Here is a 17,557-nt window from a genome sequence, read left to right as displayed (position 1 = left end):
CTTCTTGCGTCGTAGACATCGCTCGATAAACGCAATGGAGAAGGCAGGGAGCCGTCATGTCCAAGTCAAGCACGTCGAAAACCCTCGTCTGGATTCTGATGGCCATGCTCATCTTCGGTCTGGGCGGGTTCGGGATTACCAATCTCGGGGGTTCGGCAACCTCTGTCGGCTCTGTCGGCGACAAGGAAATCGACATCAACGAATACGCCCGCGCCCTGCAAAACGAACTGCGCGCGGTCGAAGCACAGACCGGCCAATCGCTGAGCTTTGCCGATGCGCGCGCTATGGGTCTCGATCAGATTGTACTTGGCAATCTTGTCACCACCCGCGCGCTTGACGCTGAGAATGATCGCCTTGGGATCTCGCTTGGCGACGCCCGCCTCGCACAGGAACTTCGGGCAATTTCCGCCTTCAAATCGCCGGATGGCCAATTTGACCGCGAAGCCTATAAATTCGCGCTCGAGCAGATCGGCATGAGCGAAGCCGAGTTCGAAACCTCCATGCGCGAAGAAAGTGCCCGCGCCCTGCTTCAAACGGCGATTGTTTCTGGCCTTTCCATGCCGGTCTCCTACGGCGAGGTGATCTTGAACTTTGTCGGTGAAGAGCGCGATGTGACCATTGCACGTCTTGACGCCGAGGCGCTTGCCTACCCGGTTGCAACGCCGAGCGACGATCAACTCTTGGCCTATTACGAGGCCAACATCGACGCCTTCACACGTCCCGCCATGCGCGAGATCACCTATGCATGGCTGTCGCCTTCGATGCTGATCGACACGGTTGAAATCGACGAAGAGACCCTGCGCGCGCTCTACGAAGAGCGCAGCGCAGAGTTCAACACGCCCGAGCGCCGCCTCGTGGAGCGTCTCGCCTTTGCCGACATGGACGCCGCAGAGGCGGCCCGCGCAAAGCTTGATGCAGGCGAAAGCAGCTTTGAAGATCTGGTCGCGGCGCGCGGTCTCGAGCTTTCCGATACCGATCTCGGCGACGTGAGCACCGCCGATCTTGGCGCCGCTGGTGAGGCCATATTTTCCGCAGAGGTCGGAAGCGTTGCAGGCCCGATCCAAACCATCATTGGCCCGGCGCTGTTCCGTGTGAACGGTGTTCTGCCTGGCAACGAAGTCCCCTTTGATGAGGCCCTTCCCGAACTGCGCGAAGAACTAGCCGCTGAACGGGCGCGCCGTGTGATCGACTCCGAGATGAGCGCGATTGACGACCTTCTCGCGGCCGGGGCCACGCTCGAAGAACTCGCCAAGGAATCCGACATGCAGGTGGACCAGATTTCCTGGCATGACGGGTTGGGCGATGGCATTGCGGGCTATGAAGAATTCCGCGCACTTGCCGCGACACTGAGCGCCGAGGACTTCCCCCAGATCGAGACCCTCGAGGATGGTGGCATCTTTGCCCTGCGCCTTGATGGCGAAACGCCGGCCGCACCTGCCCCCTTTGACGATGTGCGCGATGAGGTCGCCGCCGCGTGGACCCGTGATGAAACCGTGCGCCGCCTTGAAGAGATGGCTGCGAACCTGACGCCGATGCTCGGCGGGGATGCGGACCTTTCGGTCTATGGACTCGCACCGCGTACCGAGACCGGCATCCTGCGCAACGGATTTGTGCCCGATACACCCGCGACCTTCCTTGAGACCGTGTTCTCGCTTGAGGACGGTGCGGTTGCGACGCTGCCGCATGACGATACCGTGCTGATCTTGCGTCTCGACGCCGTGCGTCAGCCGGACAAGGAGAACGAGGAAATCACCTCCCTCGCCAATACGCTCCTGCGTCAGGCGGCCGAAGGCATCGCACAAGATGTGTTCCAAGCCTACGCCACCGAGATTCAGGCGCAGAAGGGTGTCACCCTCGACCAGCCAGCAATCAACGCCGTGCACGCGCAATTCCAATAAGCACTCCGACGAAAAGGCCCCTGCCGTGGAACTGACCCCCTCCTACGAGACCTTCGCCGCCGCTTATGAGGCCGGTCACAATCAGGTCGTCTATGCCCGGCTGGCCGCCGATCTCGACACCCCAGTGTCGCTCATGCTCAAGCTGACGGGCGCACAAAAAGACGCGTTTGTCCTTGAATCGGTGACTGGCGGTGAGGTGCGTGGTCGGTATTCGATCATCGGCATGAAGCCGGATCTGATCTGGCAATGTCACGGAGAGACGGCCCGGATCAACCGCAATGCACGGTTTGACCCCGAAGGGTTCGTGGACCAGAAAGAAGACCCCCTCGCCGCCCTGCGCGCCCTCATCACCGAGAGCCGCATCGACCTGCCCGAAGACTTGCCCCAAGCGGCGGCTGGTCTCTTTGGCTATCTCGGGTATGACATGATCCGCCTCGTCGAACACCTGCCGGATGTGAACCCCGACCCGCTCGGTCTGCCCGATGCCTGTATGCTGCGCCCCTCGGTGGTTGCCGTGCTTGATGGGGTCAAGGGAGAGGTCACGGTGGTAAGCCCGGCCTGGGTCACCGATGGCATGTCCGCGCGCGCCGCCTATGCGCAGGCCGCCGAGCGCGTGATGGACGCGGTGCGCGACCTTGAACGCGCCATGCCGCAGGCCGCACGCGATCTTGGCAAAGCCCACGAAATCGCCCCGCCCCAGTCCAACTTTACCAAGGACGCCTATATGGCGGCGGTTGAGAAGGCCAAGGACTATATCCGCGCCGGCGACATCTTTCAGGTCGTGCCCGCACAACGCTGGACACAGGAATTCCGCGAGCCGCCTTTCGCGCTCTACCGGTCCTTGCGGCGTACCAACCCCTCGCCCTTCATGTTTTATTTCAACTTCGGCGGCTTTCAAATCATCGGTGCCAGCCCCGAAATCCTCGTCCGGGTCTTCGGCAACGAAGTCACGATCCGCCCCATCGCTGGCACCCGCCCGCGCGGCGCATCGCCGGAAGAGGACAAGGCGCTCGAAGAGGATCTTCTGGCGGACAAGAAGGAACTCGCCGAACATCTCATGCTCTTAGACCTCGGGCGCAATGACGTGGGTCGCGTGGCCAAAATCGGCAGCGTGCGCCCGACCGAAAAATTCATCATCGAACGCTACAGCCACGTGATGCACATCGTCTCAAACGTGGTGGGCGAATTGTCCGAGGACCATGATGCGCTCTCGGCCTTTTTCGCCGGTATGCCCGCTGGCACTGTCTCGGGCGCGCCCAAGGTCCGCGCGATGGAGATCATCGACGAGCTGGAACCAGAGAAACGCGGTGTCTATGGCGGCGGCGTCGGCTATTTCTCGGCAGGCGGCGACATGGACATGTGTATCGCCCTGCGCACGGCGATCGTGCAGGATGAAAAGCTCTATATCCAAGCCGGGGGCGGCGTCGTCTACGACAGCGACCCGGAGGCCGAGTATATGGAAACCGTCCATAAATCGAACGCCATCCGCCGCGCCGCTGCGGACGCCTCGCGCTTTACCGGTGACGGGAACTAACAACCACACGCGTAGGGTGGGTCTTCAACCCACCTTCCGACCTTAGTTCTCTTTGGCGCGCAAGACCGCCGACACCGGCGCAAGCGCAACGGTGCGCGCCCTGTCTTGAATGCCCCAGACCAACAGCGCCGAAAGCGTCTCTTCGCGCACCCGGCCCACCATGATGACGCCACCTTCCTGATCGGCCTTGAACGCGGCTTGATCGAGGAAGCGGCGGATCACAGTCGCATTCTGGCCCTTGCCGTCGAAGTCGCGGAACACGGTCGCCGCCGGAACACCTTCGCGGCTGGCAAGCTTTTGCGCCGTGTTGAGACCGTTGGGGAACATCACGAGCCCATGCCCCGACGCAAGTAGCACCTGTGCCACCTGATCGGACAATGCCCGCGCGCCCTGAAGCCCGTCCTCGCCGCCTTCCATCACGGCCACGGCCCCCGGCATCGCCTTGAGATGCGCTTCCATCGCGATCTCCACATCCGCCGGAGCAGCTGCGGCGGGAATATCCACCATGGCAAGCGTCTCGAACCCCATCTCGCGATAGGCCGCCTCGCGCGCCGCGGCATCAGGCGCCAGCGTATTGATCGCGAAACTCAGCGGATAGGGAAAGTCCGTGAAGGCCGTGACATCAACCGGCGCGCTGCCATCATCCACAAGGACGATCGACATCAGAGGCTTGCCGCCTTCCGCCTCGAACGCCACTGCATTGACGTCGAAGGGACGCGGTGCGGCCTCATCGGCGCCCTCGTCGCCCACAGTGGGGAGCCGCGAGGACTTGTGCTGCGGAAAGCTCTCTTCGAGCGTTCCTGCCGGCTGCATAAGCGGCGCGGGCGTGTCATTGCCAACTTCATCCGCCTCGGCCCCCGGTGTCAGGTCCGCATCCCCTTCGGGTGTCTCAAACGCACTACCAACAGCAGGCACAGTCGGGGCGGCGGGTTGATCTGGATTGGTCGTGATCGACGCCTCGGCCTCGGCTTCAGGCAGTGCAGCCACTTCGGCCTCGGGCGCTTCCGGTGCACGGGCCTGCGGGGCCGGGATCACGGGATTCTCCGCATCGCCCTCTCCTCCAAGACCGCTTTCCGAGGTCTCAAGGTCGGGGGCGGTCAGGCTATCCTGCGGAACGGCCGGGTCCGGTTTCGGCGCCGAGGCCGTATCGGCAAGCGGCGAGTCATCATCCTCTGACGCCTCGGCTTCGACCGTGCCGCCCGCATCGCCGCCAAGGCTCTCATCGGCCTGCGACGGGCTTTCGATGCCGCCCGTGTCTTCCTTGTCAGAGCCAGTGGTCGTCTCCACGGCGCTGGTCTGCGGCGCAACGGTCGCCGGCAATGGTGCCAGAAGCGATGCCACAGCCACGACAAGGCTGACGAACACGCCGCCCCAGATCACACCGCCTAGAAACCCTCGAAACATCTGCCCTGCCCTCCATTCGCCGCCAAACTGGTCTCTTGGTCCATTCCGGGAACCGAAAAGGGGTCTTCGCGCCCCGTGGCCCCCTTGACCCCCAGCGTCAAGCCTGAGCATGTATACCGCGACCATGGCCGGGGTCTCCACCCCGTTTCAAGAACTTTGAGCGAAGAACTTCAAAATGCTGCTCCTGATCGACAATTACGACAGCTTTACCTACAACCTCGTGCACTATCTTGGCGAGCTTGGCGCAGATGTGAGCGTCTACCGCAACGACGCCCTGACGGTGCAGGATGCGATGGCACTGCGCCCGTCCGGTATTCTGCTGTCCCCTGGTCCCTGCGACCCCGACCAAGCAGGCATCTGCCTCGCCCTGACACAGGCCGCCGCAGAGACCAAGCTGCCGCTGCTCGGCGTCTGCCTCGGACATCAAACCATCGGACAGGCCTTTGGTGGCAAGGTCATCCGCTGTCATGAGATCGTCCACGGCAAGATGGGCACCATGCATCATAGCGGCAAAGGCCTTTTCAAGGGCCTGCCCTCGCCCTTTGCCGCGACGCGTTACCATTCCCTCGTCGTCGAACGCGAGAGCCTACCTGAGTGCCTCGAAGTCACGGCCGAGCTCGAAGATGGCACCATCATGGGCCTGCAGCACCGTACGTTGCCAATCCAGGGTGTTCAGTTTCACCCCGAATCCATCGCATCCGAACACGGCCATGCGATGCTGAAGAATTTCCTCGACATGATGCCGGCCAAAGAAGGGGAACCCGCATGAGCGATGCCATCAAACCGTTGATTGGCGCCGCCGCCGATCGTCCCCTGTCCCGTGACGAGGCTGAAACCGCCTTCGAAATCCTGTTCGATGGCGAAGCGACACCGTCGCAGATCGGTGGCCTGCTGATGGCGCTGCGCACGCGGGGTGAAACGGTAGACGAATATGCCGCTGCCGCCGCTGTCATGCGCGCCAAATGCAAACCGGTCAAAGCCCCCGCAGGCGCGATCGACATTGTTGGCACGGGCGGTGATGGCAAGGGCACGCTCAACATCTCGACCGCGACCGCCTTCGTCGTCGCGGGCGCAGGCGTCCCTGTCGCCAAGCACGGCAACCGCAACCTGTCGTCCAAATCCGGCGCGGCAGATGCCCTGACACAGATGGGTGTCAACGTCATGGTTGGCCCGGAAGTCGTTGAAAAGGCGCTCGAAACCTGCGGTATCGCCTTCATGATGGCGCCGATGCATCACCCGGCGATTGCCCATGTGATGCCGACCCGACAAGAGCTCGGCACGCGCACGATCTTCAACATTCTCGGCCCGCTGACCAACCCGGCGGGGGTGAAACGCCAACTCACCGGTGCCTTCTCGCGCGATCTCATTCGCCCGATGGCCGAAACCCTCGGCAAGCTCGGGAGCGAACACGCTTGGCTCGTCCATGGCAGCGACGGCACCGACGAACTGGCAATTTCCGGCGTCAGCTGGGTCTCTGCGCTCGAAACCGACGGCTCGGTGAAGGATGTAGAGATTCACCCCGAAGACGCGGGCCTCCCGGTGCATCCTTTCGAGGACATCCTTGGCGGCACGCCGGAGGAGAACGGCAAAGCGTTCCGCGCCCTCCTCGACGGCGCCCCAAGCGCCTATCGCGATGCGGTCCTGTTGAACTCCGCCGCTGCGCTCGTTGTCGCCGATGCCGTGAACGATCTGCGCGAGGGCGTTGAAAAGGCACGCGAAAGCATCGACAGTGGGAAGGCGCTCGCCGCGATCCAAGGGCTCGCCAAGGTGACCTCCGCGGCAAGCTGAACCAAGGGCGGCAGCGGTTTCAATACCGCTTGCCCGCGCCAAGAGGAGAGCAACAGGATGCCGATCCCCGCGGCTTGGGCGCATCTGCCCTTCTTTGCAAACGACTACCCCGCCCTCAAAGCGGCACTGATCGCCGAGACACGGGTCATTCTGCCTCCCGAGGCGCAACGCTTTGCCGCGCTCGACGCCTGTGCGCCCACCGACACGCGTGTGGTGATCCTCGGCCAAGACCCTTACCCGACTCCCGGCCACGCGCATGGCCTTGCCTTTTCGGTCGAGCCGGATGTGCGCCCTCTGCCGCGCTCACTTGGCAATATCTACAAGGAAATGCGCGAAGACCTTGGCGACGCGCCCGAGAACGGCGACCTGCGCTTCTGGGCGTCTCAAGGCGTGCTCTTGCTCAATACCGCCCTGACCGTCCCTGCCGGAGAGGCTGGAGGCCACGCGAAACTCGGCTGGAACCGCCTTGTCGAAGAAGTGCTCACCGAAATCTCGTCCCGCCCCACCGCCTTTGTCCTCTGGGGCAAACAGGCACAGACACTTGCGCGCCATATTTCAGCGCCTAAGAATGGGGGCCAACATCTGCTGATCGAATCCGCGCATCCCTCGCCGCTTTCGGCCCGGCGCGGTTTCTTCGGCTCTCGCCCGTTTTCACGGATCAATTCATGGCTTGCCGCCCAAGGCCAGCCCGCAATCAACTGGACCCGCCCATGACCGCTACCGTGCTCGACAAGATCAAGGCCTACAAGCTCGAAGAGATCGCCGCCGACAAGGCCGCCAAGCCTTTGGCCGAGGTCGAAGCCGAAGCCAAGGCCGCCGATCCGACCCGCGGCTTTGCCGAAGCGCTCCGCATGGCAAGCCGAGAGGGCTATGGCCTGATTGCCGAGGTGAAAAAGGCCTCGCCCTCCAAGGGGCTGATCCGCGAGGATTTCAACCCGCCCGCCCTCGCTCAGGCCTATGAGGCGGGCGGCGCGACCTGTCTCTCGATCCTGACGGACACGCCTTCGTTTCAGGGAGACAAAAGCTTCCTGACCGAAGCCCGCGCCGCGACGTCCCTTCCGGCCCTGCGCAAAGACTTCATGTATGACACCTATCAGGTTGCCGAGGCCCGCGCGCTTGGGGCCGACTGCATCCTCATCATCATGGCTTCTGTCTCCGACGCACAGGCGCAGGAGCTTGAGGATGCGGCCTTCGGCTGGGACATGGATGTTCTGATCGAAGTGCATGACGCCGAAGAACTCGAACGTGCCGCGCATCTGAAATCGCCCCTGATCGGCATCAACAACCGAAACCTCAAGACTTTCGAGACCACGCTCGACACCACCCGGCAGCTCTCGAAACTCGTTCCCGTGGATCGCCTCATGGTCTCGGAAAGTGGCCTCAACACACCGCAAGACCTTTCCGAAATGGCCCGCTATGGTGCACGCTGTTTCCTCATCGGCGAAAGCCTGATGCGACAGGATGACGTTGAGCTTGCCACGCGCACGCTTCTTGCCAACCCGCTGCGCCCGGGAGGCATGTGATGAGCGACGCCAAGGGCCTTACGCATTTTGACCAGAAGGGCGACGCCCATATGGTCGATGTCTCCGACAAGGCGGTCACCTCGCGCATCGCCACCGCCGAGGGCTGGGTCAAGATGGCGCGCGACACCCATGACATCATCGCCGAGGGCCGTGCCAAGAAGGGCGATGTGCTCGCCGTGGCCCGTCTTGCCGGGATCATGGGCGCCAAGCAATGTTCTAACCTGATCCCGCTTTGCCATCCCCTACCGATCACCAAGGTTGCCGTGGACCTCGTGCCAGACGCCGACCTTCCCGGCGTGCGGATTGAGGCGACGGTCAAGACCACGGGCCAGACCGGGGTCGAAATGGAAGCGCTCACAGCGGTCAATATCGCGGCGCTGACGGTCTATGACATGTCCAAAGCCGTGGACAAGGACATGGAAATAGGCGGCATCCGAGTGATCCTCAAGGACGGCGGCAAATCTGGCCGCTACGAAGCGCAATGATCTCGGTTGCCGAGGCGCTCGACAAGCTTTTCGCGTTGGCGCGACCGCTTGAGACGGAAACCGTGCCCCTTGCCCAAGGTCATGGCCGCGTGCTCGCCGCGCCGCTTGCCGCGCGCCTCACGCAACCGCCATTTTCCGCCTCCGCCATGGATGGCTATGCGATTTGCGAAGAAGATGCTTGTCCAGAGATCCAATTGCGCGTGATCGGAGAAGCGGCAGCCGGGCACCGTTTCGAAGGCACCGTCGCACGCGGCAATGCAGTGCGCATCTTCACCGGCGCTCCGATACCGGCAGGCGCCAGCCGCGTTATCATTCAGGAAGATGTGGTCCGCGACGGGGATATGATCACGCTTGGCGATACGCTCGACAAAGGCCCCCATATCCGCCCGGCCGGCGCGGACTTTGCCGAAGGCACGCCCTTTCACGCGCCCAAGCGCCTGACACCCGCCGATATCGCCCTTCTGGCCGCGATGAACCTCGCCGAGCTGCCGGTCATCCGCCGCCCCCGCGTCGCCATCATGTCGACGGGCGACGAGCTGGTCATGCCCGGCGAAACGCCCGGCCCCGATCAGATCATCGTCTCCAACTCCTTTGGCCTTGCCGCGCTTCTCTCCGATCTGGGTGCGGAACCGCGCCTGCTGCCGATTGCCCGCGATAACCATGACTCTCTCAGGACCGCATTTTCGCTCATCGAGGATGCCGATCTCGTGCTGACCATCGGCGGGGCATCGGTCGGGGATCATGATCTCGTGGGCAATGTCGCTGCCGATCTCGGCATGGAGCGCAGTTTCTACAAGATCGCCATGCGCCCCGGTAAGCCACTCATGGCGGGCCGTTTGGCAACAGGCGCGATGATGATTGGCCTGCCCGGCAACCCGGTCTCGGCCATGGTCTGCGGTCATGTCTTCGTCACTCCGGTGATCCGCGCGCTACAAGGCTTGCCCCCTGCCCCGGCGACCGAGGCCACAGCCGCCCTCGCCGCGCCCGTCGCGGCCAATGGCCCGCGAGAGCACTACATGCGCGCCCGGATCGAGAACGGCCAGATCACCGCTTTCAATCGCCAAGACAGCGCGCTGCTTTCGGTGCTCGCCGCCGCCAATGGCCTCTTGATCCGCCCGCCGAACGATCCGGCTCGCGAGGCGGGTGAGACGGTCCGGTACATCTCGCTCTGATCGCGTTTGTTTCCGCTCTGTTCGCGCCCCAGTTGACACAAAACGGGAACATGGGTAGAACAAAAGGAAATATCCGACGCGGAGATGCCCCATGCTGACCAAAAAGCAACTCGACCTGCTCGAATTCATCCACAAGCGCTTGCAACGCGATGGCGTCCCGCCAAGCTTTGACGAGATGAAAGATGCGCTCGACCTGCGGTCGAAGTCCGGTATTCACCGCCTCATCACGGCGCTTGAGGAGCGTGGCTTTATTCGACGCCTTGCGCATCGCGCCCGCGCAATCGAGATTGTCAAACTGCCTGAATCCCTTGGCGGTGCCTCCGAAGTGCAGGGCGGATTTAAGCCTCGCGTCATCGAAGGCCCGCACCCCTCGCCCTCGCAGCCCGCCAATATCCTGCCCGAAGAGGTCGTGCTGCATGCCCGCGAACTGCCGGTGATGGGCAAGATCGCCGCCGGCGTCCCGATTGAGGCCATCAGTCATGTGGACCATCACGTCGCCGTGCCGGGGCAAATGCTGCGCTCGGGGGGCTCGCATTACGCGCTCGAGGTCAAGGGCGACTCGATGATCGAGGCCGGGATCAACGATGGTGACGTCGTCATCATCCGCGAAAGCGAAACCGCCGAGAATGGCGAAATCGTCGTCGCCCTCGTCGAGGATCAGGAAGCGACCCTGAAACGCTTCCATCAGAACGGCAATTCCATTGCGCTCGAGGCGGCGAACCCATCTTACGAGACCCGCGTCTACCCCTCCGACAAAGTCAAAGTGCAGGGCACGCTTGTCGGGCTGATCCGCACCTACTGAGGCCGAAGCGCCCTCGTATTCCACATGCGCCGCCCGCTGATGTCGCGGGCGGTTTTCATTTGCAGGCCATCCTTGCGCGCATATAGCGCAACCGCGCCCGATTTGCGGAGCCGCGCCGGGGTCCACACATCACAGGGCAAGTCGGTGTCTGTGTCGTGGCTGAGCACCACAAGCGCGGTCTCCGGACAGTCTGCCAGCGCCGCGACCTCGCGTTTCCCAAACACATGCCAGAGCGCGAGACCGCCAAGCTCCACCTTGCGCACCCTGCCCTCGCCAGCCCCCCATCGCGCCGCCGCATCCGCCTGATCCGCCCCGTCGCCATCATTCTCGAGCCAGTTGCGCGCCACAAATCCGGCGCCGCGCGGCTTGCTCAGCGCGCGCGCGCCCGTCTCCTGCATCACCCCCACAAGGCCACCTGTATCCGCGATGAGCGCCAGAGGTCGCTCTGTTCCGATCCATAGGACGCCCGCGATAAGCACCGGCACCGCGCCAAGACACCGCGCCCGCCCCTGCCAGAGGATCGCCCAAAGCATGCCAAGCGCCAAGAGCGGCAATACCGCAGCAGGCGGGCGCGGCACATGACCAACCGCCCCCTCAAGCCCGGCAACCCACCGCGCCACCCAAAGGATCGCATCAAGCCCAAGCCCCATCGGCACAAGCCCCACCGCCTCAAGCCCAATCGGCGCAAGACAGGCCGCAACCACAGCCGAAGGCACGACAACCGTCCCCATGATCGGCACTGCCAGAAGATTTGCCACAAGCCCAAAGTGCGACACCGTATTGAAATGCGCCGCCCCGAACGGCGCGGTGGCCAAACCGGCCACCAGTGACGACACCGCCACAGCAAAGACCGGACGCAAGAGGCGCGGAATCCTGAGCGGTCCACGCTTGCGCAGAATCTCAAACACCGCGACAAGCGCCGTTGTGGCGGCAAAGGACATCTGGAACCCCGGACCCAGCATCGCCTCGGGCCGCAACATCAGCACCACCATCGCCGCCACCGCGACCGCCCGCAGGCTGATCGCGCGCCGGTCGACCATGACCGCCAAGAGCGCCACGGCCGCCATGGCATAGGCCCGTTCTGTCGCCACGTTCCCGCCCGATAAGAGCAGGTAACCCGTCGCAGCCGCAAGCGCGACCATTGCGGCGATCTTCTTGGTCGGCAGGTAAAGCGCGCTCCACTCATGCAGCGCCATGCCATAGCGCAGGCTGGCAAAGACAAAGCCCACCAAAAGCCCCATATGCAGCCCCGAGATCGCCAGAAGATGCGCAAGGTTCGACGCGCGCAGCGCCTCGAGCGTCGATTGTGGCACGCCACTGCGGTCTCCGGTCGTCACCGCCGCCGCGAGGGTGCCTGTCTCCCCGGAAAGGCGGTTTCGGATGGCGTCGGACAGACGAAGCCGCAGCCGTAGCAAGCTCTGGCGGTCCGGCGCCGGGGCAAGCGCCAGAACCGGCACCCGCGTATAGCCGATCGCCCCGATCCCCTGAAACCACGCGTGGCGTTTGAAATCAAAGCCCCCCGGCTCCACCGGGCCGGACGGCGGCGCAAGATGTCCGGTCAGGATCACGGTCATATGGGGTTTCGGGTCGATGAACCTTTGGTCGCCATGCAGGGCCACCCGGACCCGTTTCGGAACCTTCTCTGACACCACCCGCGCAAGCACCACCCTATCCAATGTCAGGCGCAACGCATCTGAGGCCGAACGATCAATACCCACGATCCGCCCCTCGACCGGTCCGTAGTAGCGCCAGTCCAACACCGGCGCGGCAACCCGGTGCGCACGTACCCCGGCGATGGCGACGCCCAACAAACAGAACGCCACCCCGAGCGCCAACGGCCGCGAAGCTTCCGGCAGGGCCCAGACGCCCCCAAGCCCGGCAAAAGCCATTGCCCCACAGACACCGAGAAAGAGGATGGATGGCTCTTCTCGGCTTAGGAAAAAGGCCCCGATCCCAAGCGCGAGGCACACCGGTGCCCAAGGGAAGAGATAGCCGCGTTGCCCCTGAAGGGCCGCCCCGATCCGCGCCAACAGTTGCAAGCCTTGTCCTCTCTCGGGCAGGTCGCTAGACAGGCGCCAACGCTAGTCCAATCTTGGTTACGGAAAGGTTAACCCCCTCATGACACGCCAGGTCGTCACCCGTTTTGCTCCCTCGCCCACCGGTTTTCTGCACATCGGTGGCGCGCGCACCGCGCTGTTCAACTGGCTCTATGCCCGGGGGCGCGGCGGCAAGTTCCTCTTGCGCATCGAGGACACGGACCGCGAGCGCTCCACGCCCGAGGCCACGGCAGCGATCCTTCAGGGTCTCGACTGGCTTGGCCTCGACCATGATGGTGAGGTGATCTCGCAATTCGAAGGCGCCGACCGTCACGCCGAGGTGGCCCGTGACCTCCTCGCCCAAGGCAAGGCCTACAAGTGCTTCGCGACGCAAGACGAAATCGCCGCCTTCCGCGAGACTGCCCGCGCCGAGGGCAAGTCGACGCTTTACCGCTCGCCCTGGCGCGATGCCGATCCCGCGACACATCCGGACGCGCCCTATGTCATCCGCATCAAGGCGCCACAGGATGGCACCACGGTGATCCGCGACGAGGTGCAAGGCGACGTGACGATCCGCAATGATCAACTCGATGACATGATCTTGTTACGCTCCGATGGCACGCCTGTGTACATGCTGGCTGTTGTCGTCGATGACCATGACATGGGCGTCACCCACGTGATCCGGGGCGACGATCACCTCAACAATGCCGCGCGTCAGATGATGATCTATGAGGCGATGGGCTGGGACGTGCCGGTCTGGGCCCATATCCCGCTCATTCACGGCCCCGATGGCAAGAAGCTCTCCAAGCGGCACGGCGCGCTCGGGGCGCAGGAATACCAAGTCATGGGCTATCCCGCGGCAGGCATGCGCAACTACCTCGCGCGTTTGGGCTGGAGCCACGGCGATGATGAGTTCTTTACCGATGCTCAGGCACTCGACTGGTTCGACCTCGATGGAATCGGCAAGAGCCCGGCCCGTTTTGACACCAAGAAGCTCGAAAACCTCTGCGGTCAGCACTTTGCTGTCGCAGAAAATGCTGCGCTGCTGCATGAGCTTCAGGCCTTTCTGGTGGCCTCGGGCGAGACACCGCTCTCGGACGAAAAAATTGCGGGGATGGACCGGGCTCTCTACTGCCTCAAAGATCGCGCCAAGACCTTCCCCGACCTCATTGAAAAGGCTTACTTTATCCTGACTGACCGGCCTCTTCAGCCGGACCAGAAAGCGATGAAGAATCTCGATTCAGTATCCCGTGGTATACTGAATGAATTGACGCCGCAGTTGCAAAATGCTAGCTGGACGCGAGACGGTCTGGAGGCTGTTACCAACGCTTTCGCAGAGGCGAAAGAAATCAAGTTTGGCAAGATGGCAGGCCCCCTCCGGGCAGCCCTCGCCGGACGCGCGGTGACCCCCAGTGTATTTGATATGATGCTTGTTCTGGGCCGCGACGAATCCCTCGCCCGCCTGGAGGAAGCGGCTGATTTTGATCCGCAGGCCGGGGAGGCCTAATCCCCTGCCTGCGTTATGAGACGAACCGCCCGACGCGCCACGCCGAGGGAACGAGAGGAAGGGAACACGTATGACCGATAGCCAGAGAACTGCGACTTTGACCATTGGAGACAAGTCGTTTGATTTGCCGATCCATTCGCCGACGGCGGGGCCAGACGTGCTCGACATCCGCAAGCTCTATGCTCAGGCCGGTGTCTTTACCTACGATCCGGGCTTTACCTCGACCGCGTCCTGCGACTCCACCATCACCTATATTGATGGCAACGAAGGCGTCCTGCTGCACCGCGGCTATCCGATCAGCGATCTCGCAGGCAAATCGCACTATCTCGAAGTCTGCTTCCTGCTGCTCTACGGCTACCTGCCCTCCGCGGCAGAGCTTGAGCAGTTCGAAGACACGATCACGCGCCACACCATGGTGCACGAGCAGATGCACACCTTCTTCCGTGGCTTCCGCCGTGACGCGCACCCGATGGCGATCATGGTCGGTGTCGTCGGCGCAATGTCGGCTTTCTACCACGACTCGACCGACATCTCCGACCCGCGCCAGCGTGAAATCGCATCGCACCGCCTTGTCGCAAAGATGCCGACCATCGCGGCGATGGCCTATAAATACACCATCGGCCAGCCCTTCGTGTATCCGCGCAATGACCTCGACTATGCGTCGAACTTCCTGCGCATGTGTTTCGCCGTACCGGCCGAAGACTATGAAGTGAACCCGATCCTCGCCCGCGCGATGGACCGTATCTTCACGCTCCATGCCGACCACGAGCAGAACGCCTCGACCTCGACCGTGCGTCTTGCATCTTCGTCGGGCGCCAACCCGTTTGCCTGTATCGCAGCGGGCATCGCCTGTCTTTGGGGCCCCGCACATGGCGGCGCCAACCAGGCTTGCCTCGAGATGCTCAAGGAAATCGGCTCGCCCGAGAACATCCCGGAATACATCGCCCGCGCCAAGGACAAGGACGATCCGTTCCGCCTGATGGGCTTTGGCCACCGCGTCTACAAGAACTTTGACCCGCGCGCGACCGTGATGAAACAGTCCGCCGACGAGGTGCTCGAACTGCTCGGCGTGGAAAACAACCCGATCCTCGCGACCGCCAAGGCGCTCGAAGAAGCAGCCCTCGCCGATCCCTATTTCGCCGAGAAAAAGCTCTTCCCGAACGTCGACTTCTACTCGGGCATCATCCTCGAGGCGATGGGCTTCCCGACCTCGATGTTCACCCCGATCTTCGCGCTGTCGCGCACCGTCGGCTGGATCTCGCAGTGGAAAGAACAGTTCTCGGATCCGGCCCACAAGATCGGCCGCCCGCGTCAGCTCTATCTCGGCGAAACCGAGCGCAGCTACACGGACATCGAAGACCGCTAAGGCGCGACTCAACCCACATTCAAAGACGCGCCCCGGCCTTGCCGCGGGCGCGTTTTTCGTTGGGTTTTTGGTGCTAACCCTTTCTAATTCTGACGCTTTCCTTGGATTGTTCGCAAACCGTAAACAACCGCGACTGTGATTTGACTTCTCTCACGACTCGGCGCAAATCTTAACGCGCTGGGACACATTTCTGCCTCATTTCCCGATCTGCCAACACGCGCTTTGCGCCAAGGGGGCCTTCATGCTCTACGCTGCCGCCATTCTCGGAACCGCCTTTCTTGGCTGGGGTCTCATCGAATTGCTTGGTGAAGACGATGACTCCGCGCCTGAAACCGTGGTCGAAGAACAAGAGTACGATACCGTCACCAAAGGCGACGCTGAAGACAACGACCTGACCGGCAGCACCGGCAATGACCTCCTGATCGGCAAGGGCGGCGACGACACGCTCACCGGCGGCGATGGCAACGACGACCTGCGTGGATGGGCCGGGTTCGATACCCTCTTTGGTGGCGACGGCATGGATACGCTCGATGGCGGCTCTGCCGACGATAGCCTCCGAGGCGGCGATGGCGATGACCTCCTGAGCGGCGGCACCGGCGACGACCATCTCGAAGGCGGCGCCCAGAATGACCAGATGGCAGGCGGCGATGGCACCGATACGCTTTTTGGCGAACGCGGCGATGACTCTCTGCTCGGCAATGCAGGCGATGATAGCCTAATCGGTGGCAATGGCGCGGATGCTCTGGCTGGCGGCAGCGGAGAGGACGTCCTTCTTGGTGGTGACGGTAATGACGTGCTCCTCGGGACCGATCCTTTCGCCCACGAGCTGACCTTCGATGACCTGGCACAGATCTCCCCCGACGCCTCCGCCCTCGCCGGTCTCTCCGCCGATGTCAGCGAAGACACAAGCGGCGCTGACACGCTTTATGGCGAAGCCGGAGATGATTGGCTGGTGTTCGGCGCGGGCGATCAGGTCTGGGGCGGCGACGGCGAAGATCTCTTCACCCTCTTTAATGACCAAACCGACGGCAGCGCCCCGGCATCTATCGTCGATTTCAACAACGGGTCGGACGCGGAACAGATTGCCGTGATCTACAAAGGTGGCACCACGCCCCCCGCCGTCACTGCCGAAAAGATCGGCGACGACACCCATGTTTCGCTGGATGGGGTCAAAGCACTGATCGTCGAGGATGAGGACGTGGCGACCGTTCTGGCCGCCATCGTCCTTGTCGAAAGCGCTTAACGCCCCTCGTAATGCGCTGGCCGTTTCTCTAGGAAGGCGACAACGCCTTCTTGGAAATCGCGGGTCTTGCCGCATTTGCCCTGAAGCTTCGCCTCGAGCGAAAGCTGCTCTTCGAAATCGTTCTCCGGCGAAGCCTGAATCGCGGCCTTGATATGCGCGTAAGCCTGCGTTGGCCCTTCTGCGAGCGTCTTGGCCCGGCCGCGCCACGTCTCCTCAAAGGCGTCATCCGCGACCGCTTCCCAGATCATGCCCCAGCTTTCCGCCTGTTTCGCACTGATCTTCTCGGCGAAAAGCGACGCGCCCATGGCACGCGCCTGCCCGACAAGCCGCGGCAGCGCATAAGTGCCGCCCGCATCCGGGATCAGACCAATCTTGGAAAACGCCTGCATGAAATAAGCCCGCTCCGACGCGATCACCACATCCGCCGCGAGCGCAAGGTTGGCCCCTGCCCCCGCTGCCGCACCGTTGACCGCCGCGATGACAGGCACCGGACAATCCCGGATCGCCCGTAGCATCGGCGTATACTCATCGCGCAACGCCCGCTCGAGATCGAGATTCGTGGCATTGCCCACGCCGTCGCCAAGGTCTTGCCCAGAACAAAAGGCCCGCCCTGCCCCGGTAAGCACGACGACGCGCGCCTCGCGTCCAGCTTCGATCATCGCATGCGTGATCTCAGCCCGCATCTGTGCGGTAAAGGCGTTCATCACATCCGGGCGGTTGAGCGCAATGATCGCGATCCCGTCCGTGAGCTCATAGGTGATGGCTTGATAGTCCATGGCGTTTCCCCGTCAGTTCGATT

The 17,557-nt window shown here is 62.9% G+C and carries 15 protein-coding genes; 12 read left to right on the top strand and 3 right to left on the bottom strand.

Going from position 1 to position 17,557, the window contains the following annotated elements; genetic code table 11:
- Positions 1–56: 56 nt before the first annotated feature.
- Both R1W01_RS12455 and trpE read left to right on the top strand, forming a co-directional pair.
- Positions 57–1,898, top strand: coding sequence for a peptidylprolyl isomerase (locus tag R1W01_RS12455; protein ID WP_317275241.1), 1,842 nt, complete (start codon positions 57–59; stop codon positions 1,896–1,898).
- Between the two features lie 25 nt (positions 1,899–1,923).
- On the top strand, positions 1,924–3,432 hold the full coding sequence (gene trpE / locus R1W01_RS12450) for an anthranilate synthase component I (protein ID WP_297757066.1): 1,509 nt from the start codon (positions 1,924–1,926) through the stop codon (positions 3,430–3,432).
- 42 nt (positions 3,433–3,474) lie between these two features.
- On the opposite strand, the gene R1W01_RS12445 is transcribed toward trpE, so the two are convergent.
- Complete coding sequence (locus R1W01_RS12445; protein ID WP_297757063.1) at positions 3,475–4,836, bottom strand: divergent polysaccharide deacetylase family protein; 1,362 nt, start codon at positions 4,834–4,836, stop codon at positions 3,475–3,477.
- A gap of 175 nt (positions 4,837–5,011) precedes the next feature.
- Between R1W01_RS12445 and R1W01_RS12440 the strand changes: the two genes are divergently transcribed.
- The 7 genes from R1W01_RS12440 to lexA all read left to right on the top strand — a co-directional run bounded on the left by R1W01_RS12440 (position 5,012) and on the right by lexA (position 10,606).
- Positions 5,012–5,605 (top strand): anthranilate synthase component II, encoded by a 594-nt coding sequence (locus tag R1W01_RS12440; RefSeq protein WP_297757060.1) that lies wholly within the window; start codon positions 5,012–5,014, stop codon positions 5,603–5,605.
- Positions 5,602–6,624, top strand: coding sequence for an anthranilate phosphoribosyltransferase (gene trpD, locus R1W01_RS12435; RefSeq protein WP_243613001.1), 1,023 nt, complete (start codon positions 5,602–5,604; stop codon positions 6,622–6,624). The genes R1W01_RS12440 and trpD overlap by 4 nt, the downstream gene beginning before the upstream one ends.
- Positions 6,625–6,681: 57 nt before the next feature.
- On the top strand, positions 6,682–7,338 hold the full coding sequence (locus tag R1W01_RS12430; RefSeq protein WP_297757057.1) for a uracil-DNA glycosylase: 657 nt from the start codon (positions 6,682–6,684) through the stop codon (positions 7,336–7,338).
- Positions 7,335–8,147 carry an indole-3-glycerol phosphate synthase TrpC gene (gene trpC, locus R1W01_RS12425; protein WP_243613003.1) on the top strand — a complete coding sequence of 271 codons (813 nt, stop codon included), beginning with the start codon at positions 7,335–7,337 and terminating at the stop codon, positions 8,145–8,147. Before R1W01_RS12430 ends, trpC begins: the two co-directional genes overlap by 4 nt.
- Positions 8,147–8,632: a cyclic pyranopterin monophosphate synthase MoaC gene (moaC, locus tag R1W01_RS12420; RefSeq protein ID WP_243613004.1), complete on the top strand. Its 486-nt coding sequence runs from the start codon at positions 8,147–8,149 to the stop codon at positions 8,630–8,632. The genes trpC and moaC overlap by 1 nt, the downstream gene beginning before the upstream one ends.
- Positions 8,629–9,804, top strand: coding sequence for a gephyrin-like molybdotransferase Glp (gene glp / locus R1W01_RS12415; protein WP_297757053.1), 1,176 nt, complete (start codon positions 8,629–8,631; stop codon positions 9,802–9,804). The genes moaC and glp overlap by 4 nt, the downstream gene beginning before the upstream one ends.
- A 91-nt stretch (positions 9,805–9,895) precedes the next feature.
- Positions 9,896–10,606 carry a transcriptional repressor LexA gene (gene lexA / locus R1W01_RS12410; RefSeq protein WP_297757050.1) on the top strand — a complete coding sequence of 237 codons (711 nt, stop codon included), beginning with the start codon at positions 9,896–9,898 and terminating at the stop codon, positions 10,604–10,606.
- On the opposite strand, the gene R1W01_RS12405 is transcribed toward lexA, so the two are convergent.
- Positions 10,600–12,645 (bottom strand): ComEC/Rec2 family competence protein, encoded by a 2,046-nt coding sequence (locus tag R1W01_RS12405; protein WP_297757045.1) that lies wholly within the window; start codon positions 12,643–12,645, stop codon positions 10,600–10,602. The genes lexA and R1W01_RS12405 overlap by 7 nt on opposite strands.
- 79 nt (positions 12,646–12,724) lie before the next feature.
- Here R1W01_RS12405 and gltX point away from each other — a divergent pair, with 79 nt between their 5' ends.
- From gltX to R1W01_RS12390, 3 genes are all read left to right on the top strand, one after another.
- Positions 12,725–14,149, top strand: a complete 1,425-nt coding sequence (gltX, locus tag R1W01_RS12400) for a glutamate--tRNA ligase (protein WP_297757042.1) — start codon at positions 12,725–12,727, stop codon at positions 14,147–14,149.
- A gap of 70 nt (positions 14,150–14,219) precedes the next feature.
- On the top strand, positions 14,220–15,515 hold the full coding sequence (gene gltA, locus R1W01_RS12395; protein WP_243613009.1) for a citrate synthase: 1,296 nt from the start codon (positions 14,220–14,222) through the stop codon (positions 15,513–15,515).
- A gap of 241 nt (positions 15,516–15,756) precedes the next feature.
- Positions 15,757–16,758, top strand: coding sequence for a calcium-binding protein (locus R1W01_RS12390; RefSeq protein ID WP_297757039.1), 1,002 nt, complete (start codon positions 15,757–15,759; stop codon positions 16,756–16,758).
- Here the strand turns inward: R1W01_RS12390 and R1W01_RS12385 are convergent.
- Positions 16,755–17,534 (bottom strand): enoyl-CoA hydratase-related protein, encoded by a 780-nt coding sequence (locus R1W01_RS12385; RefSeq protein WP_297757036.1) that lies wholly within the window; start codon positions 17,532–17,534, stop codon positions 16,755–16,757. The genes R1W01_RS12390 and R1W01_RS12385 overlap by 4 nt on opposite strands.
- Positions 17,535–17,557: the final 23 nt, after the last annotated feature.

The organism is Shimia sp. FJ5, assembly GCF_032918335.1.
GTDB classification, from domain to species: Bacteria; Pseudomonadota; Alphaproteobacteria; order Rhodobacterales; family Rhodobacteraceae; genus Shimia; species Shimia aestuarii_A.
This window is presented reverse-complemented; position numbering and strand designations above follow the sequence as displayed.

Excerpts from the sequence above, each read along its gene's own strand:
- R1W01_RS12455 (WP_317275241.1), top strand. The coding sequence starts at position 57 with ATGTCCAAGTCAAGCACGTCGAAAACCCTCGTCTGGATTCTGATGGCC.
- R1W01_RS12445 (WP_297757063.1), bottom strand. The coding sequence starts at position 4,836 with ATGTTTCGAGGGTTTCTAGGCGGTGTGATCTGGGGCGGCGTGTTCGTC.
- R1W01_RS12440 (WP_297757060.1), top strand. The coding sequence starts at position 5,012 with ATGCTGCTCCTGATCGACAATTACGACAGCTTTACCTACAACCTCGTG.
- trpD (WP_243613001.1), top strand. The coding sequence starts at position 5,602 with ATGAGCGATGCCATCAAACCGTTGATTGGCGCCGCCGCCGATCGTCCC.
- R1W01_RS12430 (WP_297757057.1), top strand. The coding sequence starts at position 6,682 with ATGCCGATCCCCGCGGCTTGGGCGCATCTGCCCTTCTTTGCAAACGAC.
- trpC (WP_243613003.1), top strand. The coding sequence starts at position 7,335 with ATGACCGCTACCGTGCTCGACAAGATCAAGGCCTACAAGCTCGAAGAG.
- moaC (WP_243613004.1), top strand. The coding sequence starts at position 8,147 with ATGAGCGACGCCAAGGGCCTTACGCATTTTGACCAGAAGGGCGACGCC.
- glp (WP_297757053.1), top strand. The coding sequence starts at position 8,629 with ATGATCTCGGTTGCCGAGGCGCTCGACAAGCTTTTCGCGTTGGCGCGA.
- lexA (WP_297757050.1), top strand. The coding sequence starts at position 9,896 with ATGCTGACCAAAAAGCAACTCGACCTGCTCGAATTCATCCACAAGCGC.
- gltX (WP_297757042.1), top strand. The coding sequence starts at position 12,725 with ATGACACGCCAGGTCGTCACCCGTTTTGCTCCCTCGCCCACCGGTTTT.
- gltA (WP_243613009.1), top strand. The coding sequence starts at position 14,220 with ATGACCGATAGCCAGAGAACTGCGACTTTGACCATTGGAGACAAGTCG.
- R1W01_RS12390 (WP_297757039.1), top strand. The coding sequence starts at position 15,757 with ATGCTCTACGCTGCCGCCATTCTCGGAACCGCCTTTCTTGGCTGGGGT.
- R1W01_RS12385 (WP_297757036.1), bottom strand. The coding sequence starts at position 17,534 with ATGGACTATCAAGCCATCACCTATGAGCTCACGGACGGGATCGCGATC.